This is a genomic window from Paracoccus benzoatiresistens (genome assembly GCF_026913015.1).
In the GTDB taxonomy this organism is placed as follows: Bacteria; Pseudomonadota; Alphaproteobacteria; order Rhodobacterales; family Rhodobacteraceae; genus Paracoccus; species Paracoccus benzoatiresistens.
Genome location: NZ_JAPTYD010000004.1, coordinates 1 through 15,384, shown reverse-complemented (window position 1 = coordinate 15,384; position 15,384 = coordinate 1). Strand labels below are relative to the sequence as shown.

Annotated in this window: 13 protein-coding genes; 8 read left to right on the top strand and 5 right to left on the bottom strand. The window is 65.1% G+C overall.

Annotation, left to right across the window (positions count from 1 at the left end):
• Positions 1 to 5: 5 nt before the first annotated feature.
• Positions 6 to 860, bottom strand: a complete 855-nt coding sequence (locus tag OU682_RS04705; protein ID WP_268940918.1) for a MurR/RpiR family transcriptional regulator — start codon at positions 858 to 860, stop codon at positions 6 to 8.
• A 178-nt stretch (positions 861 to 1,038) separates the two neighbouring features.
• On the opposite strand from OU682_RS04705, the gene OU682_RS04700 reads away from it, so the two are divergent.
• The 6 genes from OU682_RS04700 to OU682_RS04675 are packed head-to-tail and all read left to right on the top strand — an operon-like array spanning position 1,039 to position 7,947.
• On the top strand, positions 1,039 to 1,560 hold the full coding sequence (locus tag OU682_RS04700; protein WP_268940917.1) for a TRAP transporter small permease subunit: 522 nt from the start codon (positions 1,039 to 1,041) through the stop codon (positions 1,558 to 1,560).
• Positions 1,560 to 2,888 (top strand): TRAP transporter large permease, encoded by a 1,329-nt coding sequence (locus OU682_RS04695; RefSeq protein ID WP_268940916.1) that lies wholly within the window; start codon positions 1,560 to 1,562, stop codon positions 2,886 to 2,888. Before OU682_RS04700 ends, OU682_RS04695 begins: the two co-directional genes overlap by 1 nt.
• Positions 2,889 to 2,932: 44 nt before the next feature.
• Positions 2,933 to 3,973: a TRAP transporter substrate-binding protein gene (locus tag OU682_RS04690; RefSeq protein ID WP_268940915.1), complete on the top strand. Its 1,041-nt coding sequence runs from the start codon at positions 2,933 to 2,935 to the stop codon at positions 3,971 to 3,973.
• Positions 3,974 to 4,029: 56 nt separating this feature from the next.
• A complete protein-coding gene (locus OU682_RS04685) occupies positions 4,030 to 5,391 on the top strand; it encodes a glutamine synthetase family protein (RefSeq protein WP_268940914.1) in 1,362 nt (453 codons plus the stop codon).
• Between the two features lie 11 nt (positions 5,392 to 5,402).
• Positions 5,403 to 6,785 (top strand): aldehyde dehydrogenase family protein, encoded by a 1,383-nt coding sequence (locus OU682_RS04680; RefSeq protein ID WP_268940913.1) that lies wholly within the window; start codon positions 5,403 to 5,405, stop codon positions 6,783 to 6,785.
• A gap of 1 nt (position 6,786) precedes the next feature.
• On the top strand, positions 6,787 to 7,947 hold the full coding sequence (locus OU682_RS04675) for an iron-containing alcohol dehydrogenase (protein ID WP_268940912.1): 1,161 nt from the start codon (positions 6,787 to 6,789) through the stop codon (positions 7,945 to 7,947).
• Between the two features lie 212 nt (positions 7,948 to 8,159).
• On the opposite strand, the gene OU682_RS04670 is transcribed toward OU682_RS04675, so the two are convergent.
• Both OU682_RS04670 and OU682_RS04665 read right to left on the bottom strand, forming a co-directional pair.
• Positions 8,160 to 8,399, bottom strand: a complete 240-nt coding sequence (locus OU682_RS04670) for a hypothetical protein (RefSeq protein WP_268940911.1) — start codon at positions 8,397 to 8,399, stop codon at positions 8,160 to 8,162.
• A gap of 54 nt (positions 8,400 to 8,453) precedes the next feature.
• Complete coding sequence (locus OU682_RS04665; protein WP_268940910.1) at positions 8,454 to 10,064, bottom strand: isocitrate lyase; 1,611 nt, start codon at positions 10,062 to 10,064, stop codon at positions 8,454 to 8,456.
• Positions 10,065 to 10,371: 307 nt separating this feature from the next.
• Between OU682_RS04665 and OU682_RS04660 the strand changes: the two genes are divergently transcribed.
• Together OU682_RS04660 and OU682_RS04655 are read left to right on the top strand one after the other, a co-directional pair.
• Positions 10,372 to 11,808, top strand: coding sequence for a helix-turn-helix domain-containing protein (locus tag OU682_RS04660; RefSeq protein ID WP_268940909.1), 1,437 nt, complete (start codon positions 10,372 to 10,374; stop codon positions 11,806 to 11,808).
• An 891-nt stretch (positions 11,809 to 12,699) separates the two neighbouring features.
• Complete coding sequence (locus OU682_RS04655) at positions 12,700 to 13,890, top strand: helix-turn-helix domain-containing protein (protein ID WP_268940908.1); 1,191 nt, start codon at positions 12,700 to 12,702, stop codon at positions 13,888 to 13,890.
• A gap of 54 nt (positions 13,891 to 13,944) precedes the next feature.
• On the opposite strand, the gene OU682_RS04650 is transcribed toward OU682_RS04655, so the two are convergent.
• Complete coding sequence (locus tag OU682_RS04650) at positions 13,945 to 14,232, bottom strand: cupin domain-containing protein (RefSeq protein ID WP_268940907.1); 288 nt, start codon at positions 14,230 to 14,232, stop codon at positions 13,945 to 13,947.
• A 277-nt stretch (positions 14,233 to 14,509) separates the two neighbouring features.
• Positions 14,510 to 15,384, bottom strand: an 875-nt coding sequence (locus OU682_RS04645) for an IS256 family transposase (RefSeq protein ID WP_268940906.1), incomplete at its 5' end; no start/stop codon positions are given.

The window sequence follows — 15,384 nt, the reverse complement described above, 5'->3', positions numbered from 1 at the left end:
TGCTTTCATCGCCCCAGCTTGGGCGCCCGGAAGATGCGCGTCTTCGCGAAGACGTCCTCCAGCCGGTTGAGGCGATCCTGCACCTGATCGGCGCAGTGGCCTTGCACGCGGCCCAGCAATGCCTCGACCAGCATGAGGATCGTGATGGTCGAATCCCATGCGGCCGGCATGTCGATGCGGCAAGGCAGGGTGTGATGGGCGTGTCCCGCGGCAGGGGAAAGCCAGTGATCGGTGATCAGGACGACCCGGGCGCCCTGCCGTGCCGCCAATTCGGCCATGTGGACGGCATTCGCTTCGTACCGCCGGATGTCGAAGATCACCACCACATCCTCGGCTCGCAGGTCCAGCAGGGCCTGCTGCCAGTCGGTCAGATGATCCGACACATAGGTGACGCCCGGCCGGATCACGCGCAGCAGCGTTGCCATGTAATCGGCGTGGGCATGTGTCAGGCGTCCCCCCATGACGGCGACATGGCGTGCGGGGTCGGACAGAAGCGCGGCCGCCGCGTCGAATTCCTGTGTCGCGATCTGATCCAGCGTCGCCTGGATGTTCGTTATCGCCTGCGCCGCAAAGGATTGCATGGGGTGACGGCGCGGCTCGTGTTCCGGCAGGGACAGGGGCGCTGCCAGAAGGCGCCCGACCTCGGCCCGCAGCGCGGCCTGATAGTCGGCATAGCCCTTGAAGCCCAGCTTCTGGACCAGCCGCACGATGGTGGGCGCCGAGACTTCGGCCGCACTGGCCAGCATGGTGATCGACCCCAGGGCCGACATCGGAAAGTGCGACAGGATATGCGTCGCGGCCTGCCGCTCGGCCCGGGTCAGGGAGACCAGCTGTGCGCGCATCCGGTCTTCGATGGTCATGACAGCCTCCTGCCCGCTTCTGAAATGATCCTATCAGGAAGCAATGAAATGAAAAATTCTTGACAGAACGCAAGAACAGAGAGGACGCTGAGCCGAAAGCAGGGAGAAGAATCGTGGCGGGCCTGCCATTTCAGCGCGTTTTCGCGCCCGGTATCCTGTTGTCCGAAGGGGGCCAATGATGCCTGACATGGCCATTGGCTTTGTGCGCGTGGTCGAGGCGATCAACCATCGGGTCGGCCGCATGGCCATGTATCTTCTGTTCGTTCTTGCCGGGGTCCTGACCTGGTCGGTGATCGCCAAGGCGTTCTTCCGTCCGGCCTTGTGGACCCAGGAAATGGCGCAGTTCACGATGATCGCCTATGTCGTCCTGGGGGGTGCCTATTCGCTGATGCTGGGCGCGCATGTGCGGATGGACCTGCTTTATTCCCGCTGGTCGATCAGGACCCGCGCAGCCGTGGACAGCGTGACGGTCTTCGCCCTTGTCGTCTTTCTGGGGGTGATCCTGTGGGGCGGCATTGAAAGCACCATCTATGCCCTGGAGATCGGCGAGCGGTCGCGCACCGTCTGGCGGCCCTACATGGCGCCCATCAAGATCGTGATCTGCGCGGGCGTCTTCCTGATGCTGCTGCAATCGCTGGCCTTCCTGATCCGTGACATCGCGACGCTGCGCGGCATTCCGATGCCCGAGGGACGCGTCTGATGTCCTATGAACTGATCGCCGTCTCGATGTTCCTGGGCATGGTGGTGCTGCTGATGACCGGGCAGAGGGTCTTTGCCAGCATCGGTTTCGTCGCCGTGATCGCGGCGATCGCCCTGTGGGGGGATCGGGGCGGCTATGACCTGGCCTTTACCAGCGCCATCAAGCTGATGAACTGGTTTCCGATGCTGACCCTGCCGATGTTCGTCTGGATGGGCTATGTCATGTCGGAAACCCGCATGGCGGACGACCTTTACAGGATGTTCCATGTCTGGTTCGGGCCGGTGCCGGGCGGGCTGGCGGTCGGGACCATCCTGCTGATGGTGCTGGTCTCGGCCATGAACGGGCTGTCGGTGGCGGGACTTGCCATCGGCGCCACCATCGCCCTGCCCGAGATGCTGCGGCGCGGATATGACAAGGTGATGGTCACCGGGATCATCCAGGGCGGTTCGTCCCTGGGCATCCTGGTCCCGCCGTCCATCGTGCTGGTGCTGTATGCCATGATCGCGCGCCAGCCGGTGGGGCATCTGTGGCTGGCAGGCGTGTTTCCCGGCCTGCTGATGGCGGGGCTGTTCATCGTCTATGTCCTGATCCGCTGCGGCCTGGACAGGCGCCTTGCCCCGCGCCTGCCGGCCGAGGAACTGGCCGCCATCACATGGGGTGAAAGGCTGCGCCTGCTTCGCGCGGGCATCATCCCCTTCGTCATCTTCGCCGCGATGATGGGGCCGTTCGTGGCAGGCTATGTCAGCCTGGTCGAATCCTCGGTCATCGGCGCGGCCATCGCCTCGCTTGTCGCCGTTGCCAAGCGCCGCTGGACCCGCGCCGTCTGGGAAACCTGCCTGCGCGGGACGCTGGCCGTGACCTCCATGTTCATGTGGATCCTTCTGGCGGCGCTTGCCTTTGGCGCGGTCTTCGACGGTCTGGGGGCGGTGCGCGCCATCGAGTCCTTCTTTCTGGACGAACTGGGCCTCACGCGCTGGCAGATCATCATCCTGATGCAGGTCTCGTTCCTTGTTCTTGGAATGTTCCTGGACGACACCGCCATGCTGGTCATCGTCGCGCCGCTGTATATCCCGCTGGTGCGCGCGCTGGAATTCGATCTGATCTGGTACGGGGTGCTTTACACGATCACCTGCCAGATCGCCTATATCACGCCCCCTTTCGGATATAACCTGTTCCTGATGCGGGCGCTGGCCCCAAGCCACGTCACGCTGGCCGACATCTATCGCTCGATCGTGCCCATCGTCGGCATCATGATCCTGACGCTGGCGATCATCATGGCCTTTCCGCAGATCGCATTGTGGTTGCCGGGGCAGGTCTACGGACAATGACGAGGGGCGGCGAACCGCCCCTTTCCAAACAAACGGAGGTTCGGATGACGACAAGACGCAAGTTTCTGATGACCGCCCCCCTTGCCGCCGGCGCCGCCACGCTGGCCGCGCCCGCCGTCCACGCGCAGGGCGCGCCGATCCGCTGGCGGATGCAGACCTATGCGGGCGCCGCCCTTGGCGAACATGTGGTCAAGCCCGCCATCGACAAGTTCAACGCCATCGCCGAGGGCGAGATGCAGATCGAGCTGTATTACTCCGACCAGCTGGTTCCGACATCCGAGCTGTTCCGCGCCATGCAGAACGGCACCATCGACGCGGTGCAGTCGGACGACGATTCCATGCAGTCGCCGACCGAGGTGACGGTGTTCGGCGGCTATTTCCCCTTTGCCAGCCGCTACAGCCTGGATGTGCCGGTGCTGTTCAACCAGTACGGACTGAAGGAAATCTGGGAACAGGAATACGCGGCGGTCGGCATCAAGCACATCTCGGCCGGGGCGTGGGATCCGTGCCATTTCGCGACAAAGGACCCGATCAACAGCCTGGCCGACCTTGAAGGCAAGCGCGTCTTCACCTTCCCGACCGCAGGCCGCTTCCTGGCGCAGTTCGGCGTCGTGCCCATGCAACTGCCCTGGGAGGATATCCAGGTCGCCCTGCAGACCGGAGAGCTGGATGGCGTCGCATGGTCGGGCATCACCGAAGACTATACCGTCGGCTGGGCCGATGTGACCAACTACTTCCTGACGAACAACATCTCGGGCGCGTGGATCGGGCATTTCTTTGCCAATGCCGACCGCTGGGCCGAGGTGCCCGACAAGCTGAAAATGCTGATGGAGGTCTGCTTCGAGCAGTCGCATTATTACCGCCAGTGGTGGTACTGGGGCGGCGAGGCCGACCTGCGGGTGAACGGTCCCAAGCTGGAACTGACCTCGATCCCGGACGCGGAATGGGCCACCGTCGAGGAACGCGCCCGCGCCTTCTGGGACGAGATCGCCGCCGAATCCGAAGTCAAGGCCCGCGTGGTCGAGATCTTCAAGAAATACAACGACGTCATGGCCAAGGCAGGCCGCCCTTATCGCTACAGCTGATGTCGCCCGCTGCCGGGCGCTCGTGCCCGGCGGCATGATCCTTGGATTGGACGATCATGCCTGCAAACCTGACCTTAGACAGCCTGAAGACGGCCTTTGACGCCGGTGAGATCGACACCGTCCTGGTGGTCTTTCCCGACATGCAGGGCCGCCTGATGGGCAAGCGTTTCCACGCCGGTTTCTTCCTGGACGGCGGCCACAGGGAAACCCATTGCTGCAACTATCTGCTGGCCCTGGACATGGAGATGAACACCGTCCCGGGCTATCGCAGCGCTGGCTGGGAACAGGGCTATGGCGATTATGTCATGCGCCCCGATCTGGAGACGCTGCGACGCCTGCCCTGGCTGCCCGGCACCGCCATGGTGATCTGCGACGTGCTGGATCACCACACCCATGAGGAGGTCGCCGTTTCGCCCCGGGCGATCCTGAAACGCCAGATCGCGCGGGCCCGCGAGATGGGCTTCGAGGCCATGATGGCGACCGAGCTGGAGTTCTACCTGTTCGACAACAGCTATGAAAGCCTGCGCGGCGGCGTCAGTGGGCTGACGCCCTGTTCGGGCTACAACGAGGACTACCACATCTTCCAGACCACGCGCGAGGAAGGCGTGATGCGCGCCGTGCGAAACCACCTGTACGGCGCCGGCATCCCGATCGAAAGCACCAAGGGCGAGGCCGACGCGGGCCAGATCGAGGTGAACTATCGCTTTTCCGACGCGCTTGATACCGCCGACAACCACACGATCATCAAGCAGGGCATCAAGGAGATTGCCTGGTCGCGCGGCAAATCCGTGACCTTCATGGCGAAATACGACACCGCCAAGGCGGGATCGGCCGCCCATGTCCACCAGTCGCTGTTCGGGGACGGCCAGCCTGCCTTCCATGACCCCGGCGACGGCCACGGCATGTCGGCCACGATGAAGCATTTCCTGGCGGGCCAGCTGGCGGGCGCGGACCAGATGATGGTGTTCCTGGCGCCCTATGTGAACAGCTACAAGCGGTTCTGCACGGGGCTTTTCGCGCCGACCAAGATCGCCTGGTCCTGCGACAACCGCACCGCGGGCTTCCGCGTCTGCGGCGAGGGGACCAGGGCCGTGCGGATCGAATGCCGCATCCCAGGTGCCGACGCCAACCCCTATCTGGCCTGCGCCGCGCTTCTGGCCGCGGGCCTTGAGGGAATCGAGCGCAAGCTGGAACTGGGCCCCGAGATCCGCGGCGATCTCTACCAGGCCAGGGACCTGTGCGAGGTTCCCCGCACCCTGCGCGACGCCGCGGGACGCCTGAAGGCCTCGGAGCTTTACAGGCGGGCCTTTGGCGATGACGTGGTTGATCACTATCACCACGCCGCGGAATGGGAGATCGCCGAAACGGACCGCGTCGTGACCGATCATGACCTGCGCCGATTGCTGGAACGCGCCTGACAGGACCGACCATGAAAGACATAGAGCTGATTTCCCCGATCGACGGATCGGTGCTGGTCCGGCGGACGCCGCTGGACCCTGATGGCGCGCAGGCAGCCGTTGCGCGGGCGCGCGGCGCGCAGGCGGCATGGGCCGCCCGCCCGCTGGAGGAGCGCGTCGCCATGGTCAAGGCGGGCGTTGCCGCCCTGACCGCGATAAAGGACGATATCGCGTCCGAACTGGCCCGGCAGATGGGCCGCCCCATCCGCTTTGGCGCAGGAGAGATGGGGGGCGTGAACGCCCGCACCGACTACATGGCTTCCATCGCCGCCGAAACGCTGGCGCCCCGGGTCATCGAGGACAGCGCCAGCTTCGGCCGCCGGATCGCGCGCGAACCGCTGGGCGTGGTGTTCGTGATCGCGCCCTGGAACTATCCCTATCTGACGGCGATCAACACCATCGTTCCGGCCCTGATCGCGGGCAATGCCGTGGTGCTGAAACATGCCAGCCAGACCCTGCTTGCGGGCGAACGCCTGGCCCAAGCCTTCCACGCGGGCGGCGTGCCGGCCGACGTGTTCCAGAACGTCGTCCTGGACCACGCGACCACCGAAGGCCTGATCGCGGCGCGCGCCTTCGATTTCGTGAACTTCACAGGCTCGGTCGCGGGCGGCCGCGCCATCGAGCGGGCCGCGGCGGGCACATTCGTGCCGCTGGGGCTGGAGTTGGGGGGGAAGGACCCCGGCTATGTGCGCGCCGATGCCGATCTGGATGCGGCAGTCGAGGGGCTGATGGATGGCGCGATGTTCAATTCGGGCCAGTGCTGCTGCGGGATCGAGCGGATCTATGTTCATGACAGCCTGTATGACGCTTTCGTCGAAAAGGCCGTGACCTGGGCAGGCGCCCTGACGCTTGGCGATCCGTTGGACCCGGCGACGACGCTTGGCCCGATGGCGCATGTCCGCTTTGCCCGGACGGTCCGCGACCAGATCGCCGAGGCGGTGGGGCAGGGGGCCCGCGCGCTGATCGACCCTGCGGCCTTCCCCCGGGACGACGGGGGCGCCTATCTGGCCCCGCAGGTGCTGGTGGATGTCGATCATTCGATGCGGGTGATGGTCGAGGAAAGCTTCGGCCCGGTCGTGGGCATCATGCGCGTGGCGGACGACGATCAGGCGATCCGCCTGATGAACGACAGCCCCTATGGCCTGACCGCCAGTATCTGGACGCGCGACGACGCGGCGGCGGCCGCGATCGGGTCCCGGATCCAGACCGGCACCGTCTTCATGAACCGCGCCGATTACCTGGACCCGGCCCTCTGCTGGACCGGCTGCAAGGACACCGGCCGCGGCGGCAGCCTGTCCTATCTGGGTTACCTCGCCGTGACCCGCCCGAAATCCTATCACCTGAAAAGGGCGTGACATGAGCCATGATGTCCCCAAACGCAACTGGTCCTATCCGACCGCCATCAAGTTCGGCGCAGGCCGGATCGCCGAGCTTGCCGACCATGCCAGGGCCGCGGGGCTTGGCCGTCCGCTGCTGGTGACGGACAGGGCGCTTGCCGCGCTGCCCATCACCGCCGCTGCACTGGACGTTCTGGAGAGGGCAGGGCTGGGCCGGGCGGTATTTTCCGACGTGGACCCCAACCCGACCGAGGCGAACATGCAGGCGGGCATCGCCGCCTACAGGGCGGGCGGGCATGACGGGGTGATCTGCTTCGGCGGCGGATCGGCCCTGGACCTGGGCAAGATGATTGCCCTGATGGCCGGGCAGCGCGCGGAACTGTCGGTATGGGATCTGGAGGACGTGGACGACTGGTTCACCCGCGCGGATGCCGATGCGATTGCCCCCGTCGTCGCCGTGCCGACCACCGCGGGGACGGGCAGCGAGGTCGGCCGCGCGGGCGTGCTGACCAATGCCGCGACGCATCGCAAGAAGATCATCTTCCACCCCCGGCTGATGCCCGCCGTCGCCATCTGCGACCCTGAACTGACCGTCGGCATGCCCCCCTTCGTCACCGCGGGAACGGGCATGGATGCCCTGGCCCATTGCCTCGAGGCCTATTGCTCGCCCCATTACCATCCGATGAGCCAGGGCATCGCGCTTGAGGGCATGCGCCTGGTCTTCGACAACCTGCCCGTCGTTTATCGCGAACCGGGCAACCTGATGGCGCGGGCCCATATGATGAGCGCGGCGATGATGGGCGCGGTGGCCTTCCAGAAGGGGCTCGGCGCGATCCATTCGCTGTCCCACCCGGTCGGCGCGATCTATGGCACCCATCACGGCACCACCAATGCGGTGGTGATGCCCGCCGTCCTGGACTTCAATCGTCCCGCCATCGAGGAGCGCATCGCCGCCGCCGCCGCCTATCTAGGCATCCCCGGCGGGTTCGACAGGTTCCGCGCGCGGGTCGTGGCCTTGTGTGAGGAACTGGGTATTCCGAAGGGCTTGGCCGCGATGGGCGTCGAGGCCGACCGCCTGGACGAGCTGACCGCGATGGCGCTGGAGGATCCCTCCTGCGGCGGCAACCCCCTGCCGATGACTGCCCAGAACACTCGTGCGCTGTTCGAGGCGGCCCTGTGAAACCCGCCAACAGTCGGCACCGCAAGAAGGCGCGGCAACATCCCTGTTTCGGGCCTTGCGGGCGGTTGTCGGAGGATGCGGTTCGGTGAAGTGCCTGGCAGGCCTGTCAGGGGGGCTCGGGCGGGCAGGCATCGGCACCGCGACTACCCTGTGGCCAGAACTGGAAAATCCGGGGCCAGGCGGCCCCGGATCCTGGCTGCTTTGGACGGGTATCAGGCGGCATCGTTTGCGGCACGCCCGCTGTCGCGGATGGTCGGCACGACCTGGTCGCCCCAGGATCCGTTGCCGCCGTGATGGCGCGAGACGCGCACCAGCTCGACCGAGACGCCCTCGTTGACGGCGCGCTGGATCGCCTCGTTCAGGCGGTGGACCGCGTCGGCCACGCGGTGGATGGCGCGGTCGCGGGGATCAAGGTCGGGACGCTCGACACGTTCGAAATCCGGCTTGTTCATGGGTTCCTCCGGGGGGTTGGGGGCCTGCCCCGGCGCGGGACAGGCCGCTGGCTGCTATTCGGCCGCGAACTGGTTCATGGTGTTGGCGTGGCCGCCCGCCTTCAAGGCCCGTTCGCCCGCCACCATCTCCTTGAAGCTGTCGCCCAGGTCGGACCCGACCTCGTGCTGGTGCTTCACGGCGCTGATGCCGCGGCGGATCTCCTCGCGCTGGACCGTCTTGACATAGGCCAGCATCTTTTCCTCGCCGAAATAGCCGCGCGACAGTTCATCGACCGACTTGGCGGTCAGGTGGAATGTCGGCAGCGTGATCAGGTTGTGGAACACGCCCGCCCGGGCCGCGATGTCGGTCTGGAAGCGCTGCAGGCGGGCATCCGCCTCATGGCCGAGGTCTGTGTCGTCGTAGTCGGCCTTCATCAGCTCGTTTCCGTCAGGGTAATCGGCGTCGGTGATCCTGCCTTCGGCCAGCCACTGCGCGCGGACCTGCTTGCGCAGGTTCAGCGTCCAGTTGAACGACGGCGAGTTGTTGTAGGTCAGCTTGGCGTTCGGGACTTCCTTGCGGATCTCGTTCACCATGCCGGCGATCTCGTCCACGTTGGGGGTGTCTGTCTCGATCCACAGCAGGTCGGCCCCGCCCTGGGTCAGGGACGCGATGCAATCCTCGATTACGCGCTGCCTGCCGGTGTTTTCCTGGAAGGGGAACAACCCGTTGGGCAGGCGCATGGGGCGCACGAACTCTCCGCCCTGGTAGATGGCCAGCTCGCCCTCGCGGATCGGGTTGGCTGCGGTGATCTGCTCGGTCTTGAGCCACTTGATGTACTGGCTGGCCAGATCGCCCGGCTGCTGGCTGACGGGCACCTTCTGGGTCAGACCCGCCCCCAGGCTGTCGGTGCGCGCGACGATCACGCCATCCTCGACCCCCAGTTCCTCGAAGGCCAGGCGGCAGGCGCGCAGCTTCTCGATGAAGTCCTCGCGCGGAACGGTGACCTTGCCGTCCTGGTGGCCGCATTGCTTGGCGTCCGAGACCTGGTTCTCGATCTGGAGCGCGCAGGCGCCCGCCTTGATCAGCTCCTTCGCCAGCAGGTAGGTCGCGTGTTCGTTGCCGAAGCCCGCGTCGATATCGGCGATGATCGGCACGACATGGGATTCGAAGTTGTCGATCCTGTCGATGATCCTGGCCCGCTCATCCTCGCTGCCGGCCTTCTTCAGCTCGCGGACCAGGTCGTTCAGCGCGACCTCGTCCGCCTGGCGCAACGAGACATAGATCTCCTGGATCAGGTCGGCCACGGCGGTCTTTTCGTGCATGGACTGGTCGGGCAGGTGGCCCCAGCGGTTGCGCAGGCCCGCGACCATCCAGCCGGACAGATAGACATAGGTGCCCTTGGCGGTGCCGCGCATCCGCTTGACGGCCTTGATCATCTGCTGGGCGTGAAAACCCGACCAGCAGCCCAGCGACTGCGTGAACTTGGCGGGGTCGGCGTCATAGGCCGCCATGTCGGCGCGCATGACCCTCGCCATGTCGCGGGCGATGTCCAGATGGGTGTCATAGGTGTTCTGCAGCCGCAGTTGCACGATGTCATCGACCGAAACGCCAGCCGGGGTATGACCGGAGGGGTAGCGCGACAGCACGTCGGATCGGATTTCCGAAAAGGTCTTTCGGTTGGTCATGGCGTTTCCTTTCAGCAGCATGGTCTTGGGGCAGGGTGGGTCGGGGGTGCATGTCGCCCTGGGTGCCGGGTTCCGGACCGCCAGGGGGCATGTCGTCTATCGGGTGCATCGCGTTCGCCAGGATGGTTCGGGACGCAGTTGGCGATGATCGGCAAGGGGCATGGTCCGCTCCGATGATTCCTCGTAATGTCATGTCAGTAATGTTACGCTGCAGATGCAGCATTGGCTGCATGCAAACGGGTTGTGTTGTCAGTCAGGTCACGAACACAGCTTCAGGGTTGTAAGATTGTAAGAAGGAACCGCCGCAATGCCCGCCCGCCCGGAAAAGCTCATCATTGGCCAGCGGCTGCGCGTGCTGCGCCAGTCTTTGGGCCTGACGCAGGCGCAGATGGGCGCGGAGCTGGGCGTCTCGGCCAGCTACATCACCCTGATCGAGGCCGATCAGCGCCCCGTATCGGCACGCCTGCTGCTGCGGCTGGCCGAGGTCTATGACCTCAACATCTCGGAACTGGCGCCGTCGGCGGATGCGCAGTTGTCGGCGGATTTCGCATCGGCCCTGAAGGACCCGGCGCTGGAGGCAGGCGGCGCGTCGCGCGCCGAGATCGAGGCCGTCCTGCAGTCCTCGCCCCGGATCGCGGCAGCCTTCGTGCGCCTGCATGACCGCTATCGCGAGGCCATGTTGCGCGCTCAGGGCGACGGCAACCCGATGACCGACCGCGACAAGGTCGAGGTGCTGACGGAAAGCTCGCGCCCGGTCGAGGAGGTGCGCGGCTGGTTCTATGCGCGCGGCAACTATGTCGAGGCCCTGGACGAGGCGGCCGAAGCCCTGGCGAACGACCTGGGCCTGCATCGCGGCGAGCCGCATGTGGCGCTGTCGATGCGCCTGGCGGCCCATGACATCCAGGTCCGCATCCTGCCCGCCCCGGTGATGGGCGACCAGTTGCGCCGCTTCGATCCGCACCGCAAGGAACTGCTTTTGTCGGAACTGCTGGGCCAGCCAAGCCGCCGCTTCCAGATCGGCGTCCTTCTGGCCAAGCTGGAGGCCGACGACGCCGTCTCGGCCCTGGTGGCCAAGGCGGGGCTTGTCGATCCCGCCGCGATCGGCCTGCTGCGGGTCAGCCTGGCCAACTATTTCGCCGCCGCGCTGCTGATGCCCTATGGCCGCTTCCTGACCGCCTGCGAAAGCACTCGTTATGACGTCGAACTGCTGAGCCACCGCTTCGGCACCAGCTTCGAGCAGACGGCCCACCGCATGTCCACCCTGCAGCGCCCGCAGGCGCGCGGCATCCCGTTCTTCTTCGTGCGGGTGGACCGGGCGGGCAACATGTCCAAGCGTTTCAGCGCGGGGCGCTTTCCCTTTTCGCGTTTCGGCGGCAGTTGCCCGCTGTGGAACATCCATTCCGCATTTGAGACGCCCAACCAGGTCCAGACGCAGGTGATCCGCATGCCCGAGGGCGCCAGCTATTTCTCGATCGCGCGCACCGTGACCCGCGCCGGAGGCAGCTATGGCGCCCCGTCGCAGCGCCTGGCGATCGGGCTTGGCTGCGACATCGCCTATGCGCCGCGCCTGATCTATGCCGACGGGATCGACCTCGGCCGCACGAGGCCGGTCGATATCGGCCTGAACTGCTATCTGTGCGAACGGCAGAACTGCCCCGCCCGCGCCCATGCGCCCATCAACCGCAAGATGGCCGTCAACGAACGCGAACGCAGCCTGGCGATCTTCAGCTTCGAAAGTCCGTAAGGCAGCATCTGGAGAGAACCTCTTGGGTCAGGACCCCAGGATCTGCTGCGGCATTCGACACCGTTCAAACTGCACTTCTGAAGACCAAGCCCGCATTTGCCGCGCTCAGGCGGAAGGTGGGTCAGCTTGCGATGGCGCAGGATCCTGCCGGGAAAGCACAACGGTTGCCGATCGCGCATGCCGCACGCCCGCACCGCCATCCTGTGGTCAGCCCCGCCTGGAACAAGCGGTCGCCCGCATCGCTTCCGCATCCTTAGTTCGAGCCGTCTTCGCCGGAAGCTCGCTTTCCGCTCTCTCTGTTCGGATGAGCTCAATCACTATCGAAGTCTCCATTCCGCCTTGGCCATGAGGCACTTCTCTGAAGCGCAGGGGAGCCCGGTCGATGCAGAGATCAGGATGGCTGCTTCAAGTTGACAGCTGTCAACACTGCCGGAAGCATCCCGGACTGAGGCTGCTGCGAGTACTGGCAATTCAGCCTGAGGTTAGCTCGGGCATGGCCTGGCGCATACCCGCCACAATCGCCAACAGCCGGTATCGGGACTGCGCTGCGGCGCAAGCTCGCGAACCGTCTGGAGCAACACCAGATCTGCCATGACAAACCTCTGCCCTGCCTGCCCCAGCACAGGGAATACAATCTGACGTGATGAGTAAAAACGGTCGTTTATAAGTAACTTCTTACCGGCAGCGCTCACCTACGGCTGATCATCATTTCACAGCAACGGCAGGGCAGGGGAGGGCCAGAGCATTCTTGGCCGCCCACCTGACCCGACAACACGTGATTTCCGGCGAGAGGGCCAGAGCGCCGGTTTTCTTTGCCTTTTAGAATTACCCATACAAGTATAGATAAAAGTCTTTTGCATAACTCCTAGCTTGATAGTCACGGAGATACAGGTGGATAACGGTGCACTTCTCCTTCGTTGTGAGATCGCGGCTGGACGCATCGATGGCATCCTCCTTGCCGACCCCGATCTGGCGACGCTCTGGAGGACCGAGGTGGCGCTTCTCGAGGCGTCGGCCTCGGTTGGCCTGGAGGGCGAGAGGATCTCGACCGCCGGCATGGTCATGCGCCTGACCAGCAACCTCGCGATCGAGGAGGAGTCGCGAACAACGGAAATGGCGCTGAGGGTGCTGTCCGTCATCAAGCGGCCGGGAAACATCTTCAACGCGCCTGTAGAGACGCTTCGCAGGATGGAGGCTGCGGCCAGCCCGGTGGGTCAAGCGCGGGACGAAACGGACCGGCTCGAGGACAGGGAGTTGTCGCTCGTCGTGGACGAGGGCCGGAGATGGGCCCATTTCCCCATTCTTGCCGGATGGCGGGCGGCGGCCGTCTATGCCTTCAGGTCACGGCGGGAAAGCCCGGCCGCCGAGCGGCTCGTCTTCATGGCCGTGGAAGGCGCGGCCCGGCACCTGATCGGGCTTTCACCCGTTCAATCGGCCCCACCCCAGGACGATGGCGATGCGCAGGCAGCGCTCATCATGCCTGCATCGGCCGGCTGGATCCTTGCCCCATCGGTGGCAATGGCCCGCAACGGCCTGCGCATATGGTCGCCCCTGTCCGGTATCGAAGGCTTCCTCGAGGCGTCGTCACGAGCGCTTTCGCAGGATCTCGGCCACCTCGGCACGCTGAGGCATGAGCTTGCCCGCCTGGACAAGGCAGCGGCAGGCGCTAGCGGCCGCTCGCGCCTGGGGGACCTCGCGGCGCTTCTGAAGAAGCAGCCGGTCGTGAACTCGGCCATGGTCTGCGAACGGCTGAGCGTCAGCCGCAGGACAGCGCTGGCTCTCATCGAGGAGCTGGAGAAAGCCAGTTGCCTCGTGAACGTGACCGGCAGGCGGTCGGCCAGGTTCTGGGCCTTGCCATCTTTAGCATCGCAGATGAAGCCCTCGGCCAGGGTCCGCCGCGAGTTGCCGAGAGCTGCGCCGCCGGCCAAGGCGGCAGTCAGCCTGGAGGCTGTAGTTCGGCCCGGCCATCTCCACGAACAGTTCGACGAGGACCGGCTGAACCGCATCATGGAGAACCTGGATGCGGCCATGGTCGGGCTGGAGGCGGTTGTCAGGCGGCGGCCCGGCGACGGGGAAACGTAAAGCCTAGCTCACAGCCCGAGGCTCGAGCTCATAGATGGCAGTTCTCCCGGAGGTTCATTCCATGATCTGGGACTTGTCCTCCGGATTGATGTAGTTGAGCCCCCACGGACCTCGAGCGCTGATCTGAATGACTGTCTCTTGGTCCGTATGCGCGAAGTGAGCGACAGTGGTTGGCAGTGTGGCTTGGCCTCCTGCCGTGAGAGCCGTTGTCTCGCCTTCGTCGAACTCTTCGCCAATGGCGATATTGAACTCGCCAGAGATCACGGTGATTGCCTCATCAACCGGGTGAGTGTGGGGCGGAACCCGGTAGTTTGCAGGAAGCTTGAGGCGGGCCACAAACATGCCTTCCTAACTGGGGTCCCCGCAGAGCACTGCCATCTGCGTCCCCGGAAAGACTGCCGGCCCCTCAGTCCACTCGATATCCTCGGCATTCGTCAGGGCGTGCTGAACTTCCTGGGCCAGCGCGGAGGACAGGGTGAGTGCCAGAACTGCTGTTGCAGAACCAATTTCACTGGACCCTCCCATGGGGTTAGTATCTGAGGAGCGCCGGCCTGGTCGTGTCGCGAATGTGGTGGAAATTGCCGGGCAGCGGGCTCCGGGCATGTGACGTTGGCTCCAGTCAGGCCGCGAGGTCAAGGGACATCGGCACGAGTGGCTGAGAAAGGGTTTCCCAGCCGTCGACCTTTCGCATCTGGATTTGGCCGGAGGCCAGGAGCGCCCAGAGCAGCATCGGCACGGTCTCGGCGCAGGGCAGCACGGTCTGGGTCTTGATGCGGCGGCGGAACTCTTCGTTCAGGCGCTCGATGGCATTGGTGGTTCTTGCGGATTTCCATTGCGAGGGATCGAGGCGGGTGAAGCTGAAGAGGCGGTCGCCTGCTTCCTCAAGGCTGTCGGCCACGGCCCGGCACTTCAGGGTCCATTTGCGAAGGAAAGCCTTGCGACGCTTCTCGATCTCAGCGGCTGTGTCAGCGTAGATCATGTCGCGATAGTCTTCACTCAGCTCGTCATGCAGGCGCTTGGGCGCGTGGCCGAGCAGGTTGCGGTGCTTGTGAACCGTGCAGCGCTGGATGGGCAGGTCCCCGCCCCAGAGCGCCACAAGCGCGGCCTCAAGGCCGGGGGCGCCGTCAACGATCACGAACTCGGGCCGCCGCAGGCCCCGGGCATCCAAGTCGGTGAGGAACCTGCTCCAGGCAGCCGTGCTTTCGCCGCCCATGTTCCTGATGGCGAGAAGAACCTTTTGCCCGTCGCGCCGCACCCCGATCGCCGCCAGCACCGAGATATTGGTGGCCTTGCGGTCCAGCCGGGTCTTGATCACGGTGCCATCGAGAATGAGCCGCACGATCTCTTCGCCGGCCAGGTCGCGGGCAGACCAGGCGTCCCAGTCGACCTTCACCTTGCGCCAGGCGCGGCTCACCACATCCTTGCTCACTGCTCCTTCGAACAGCCCGAACAGCGCCCGCTTGACGCGGCGCGTGTTGGTGCCAGCCAGGTAGA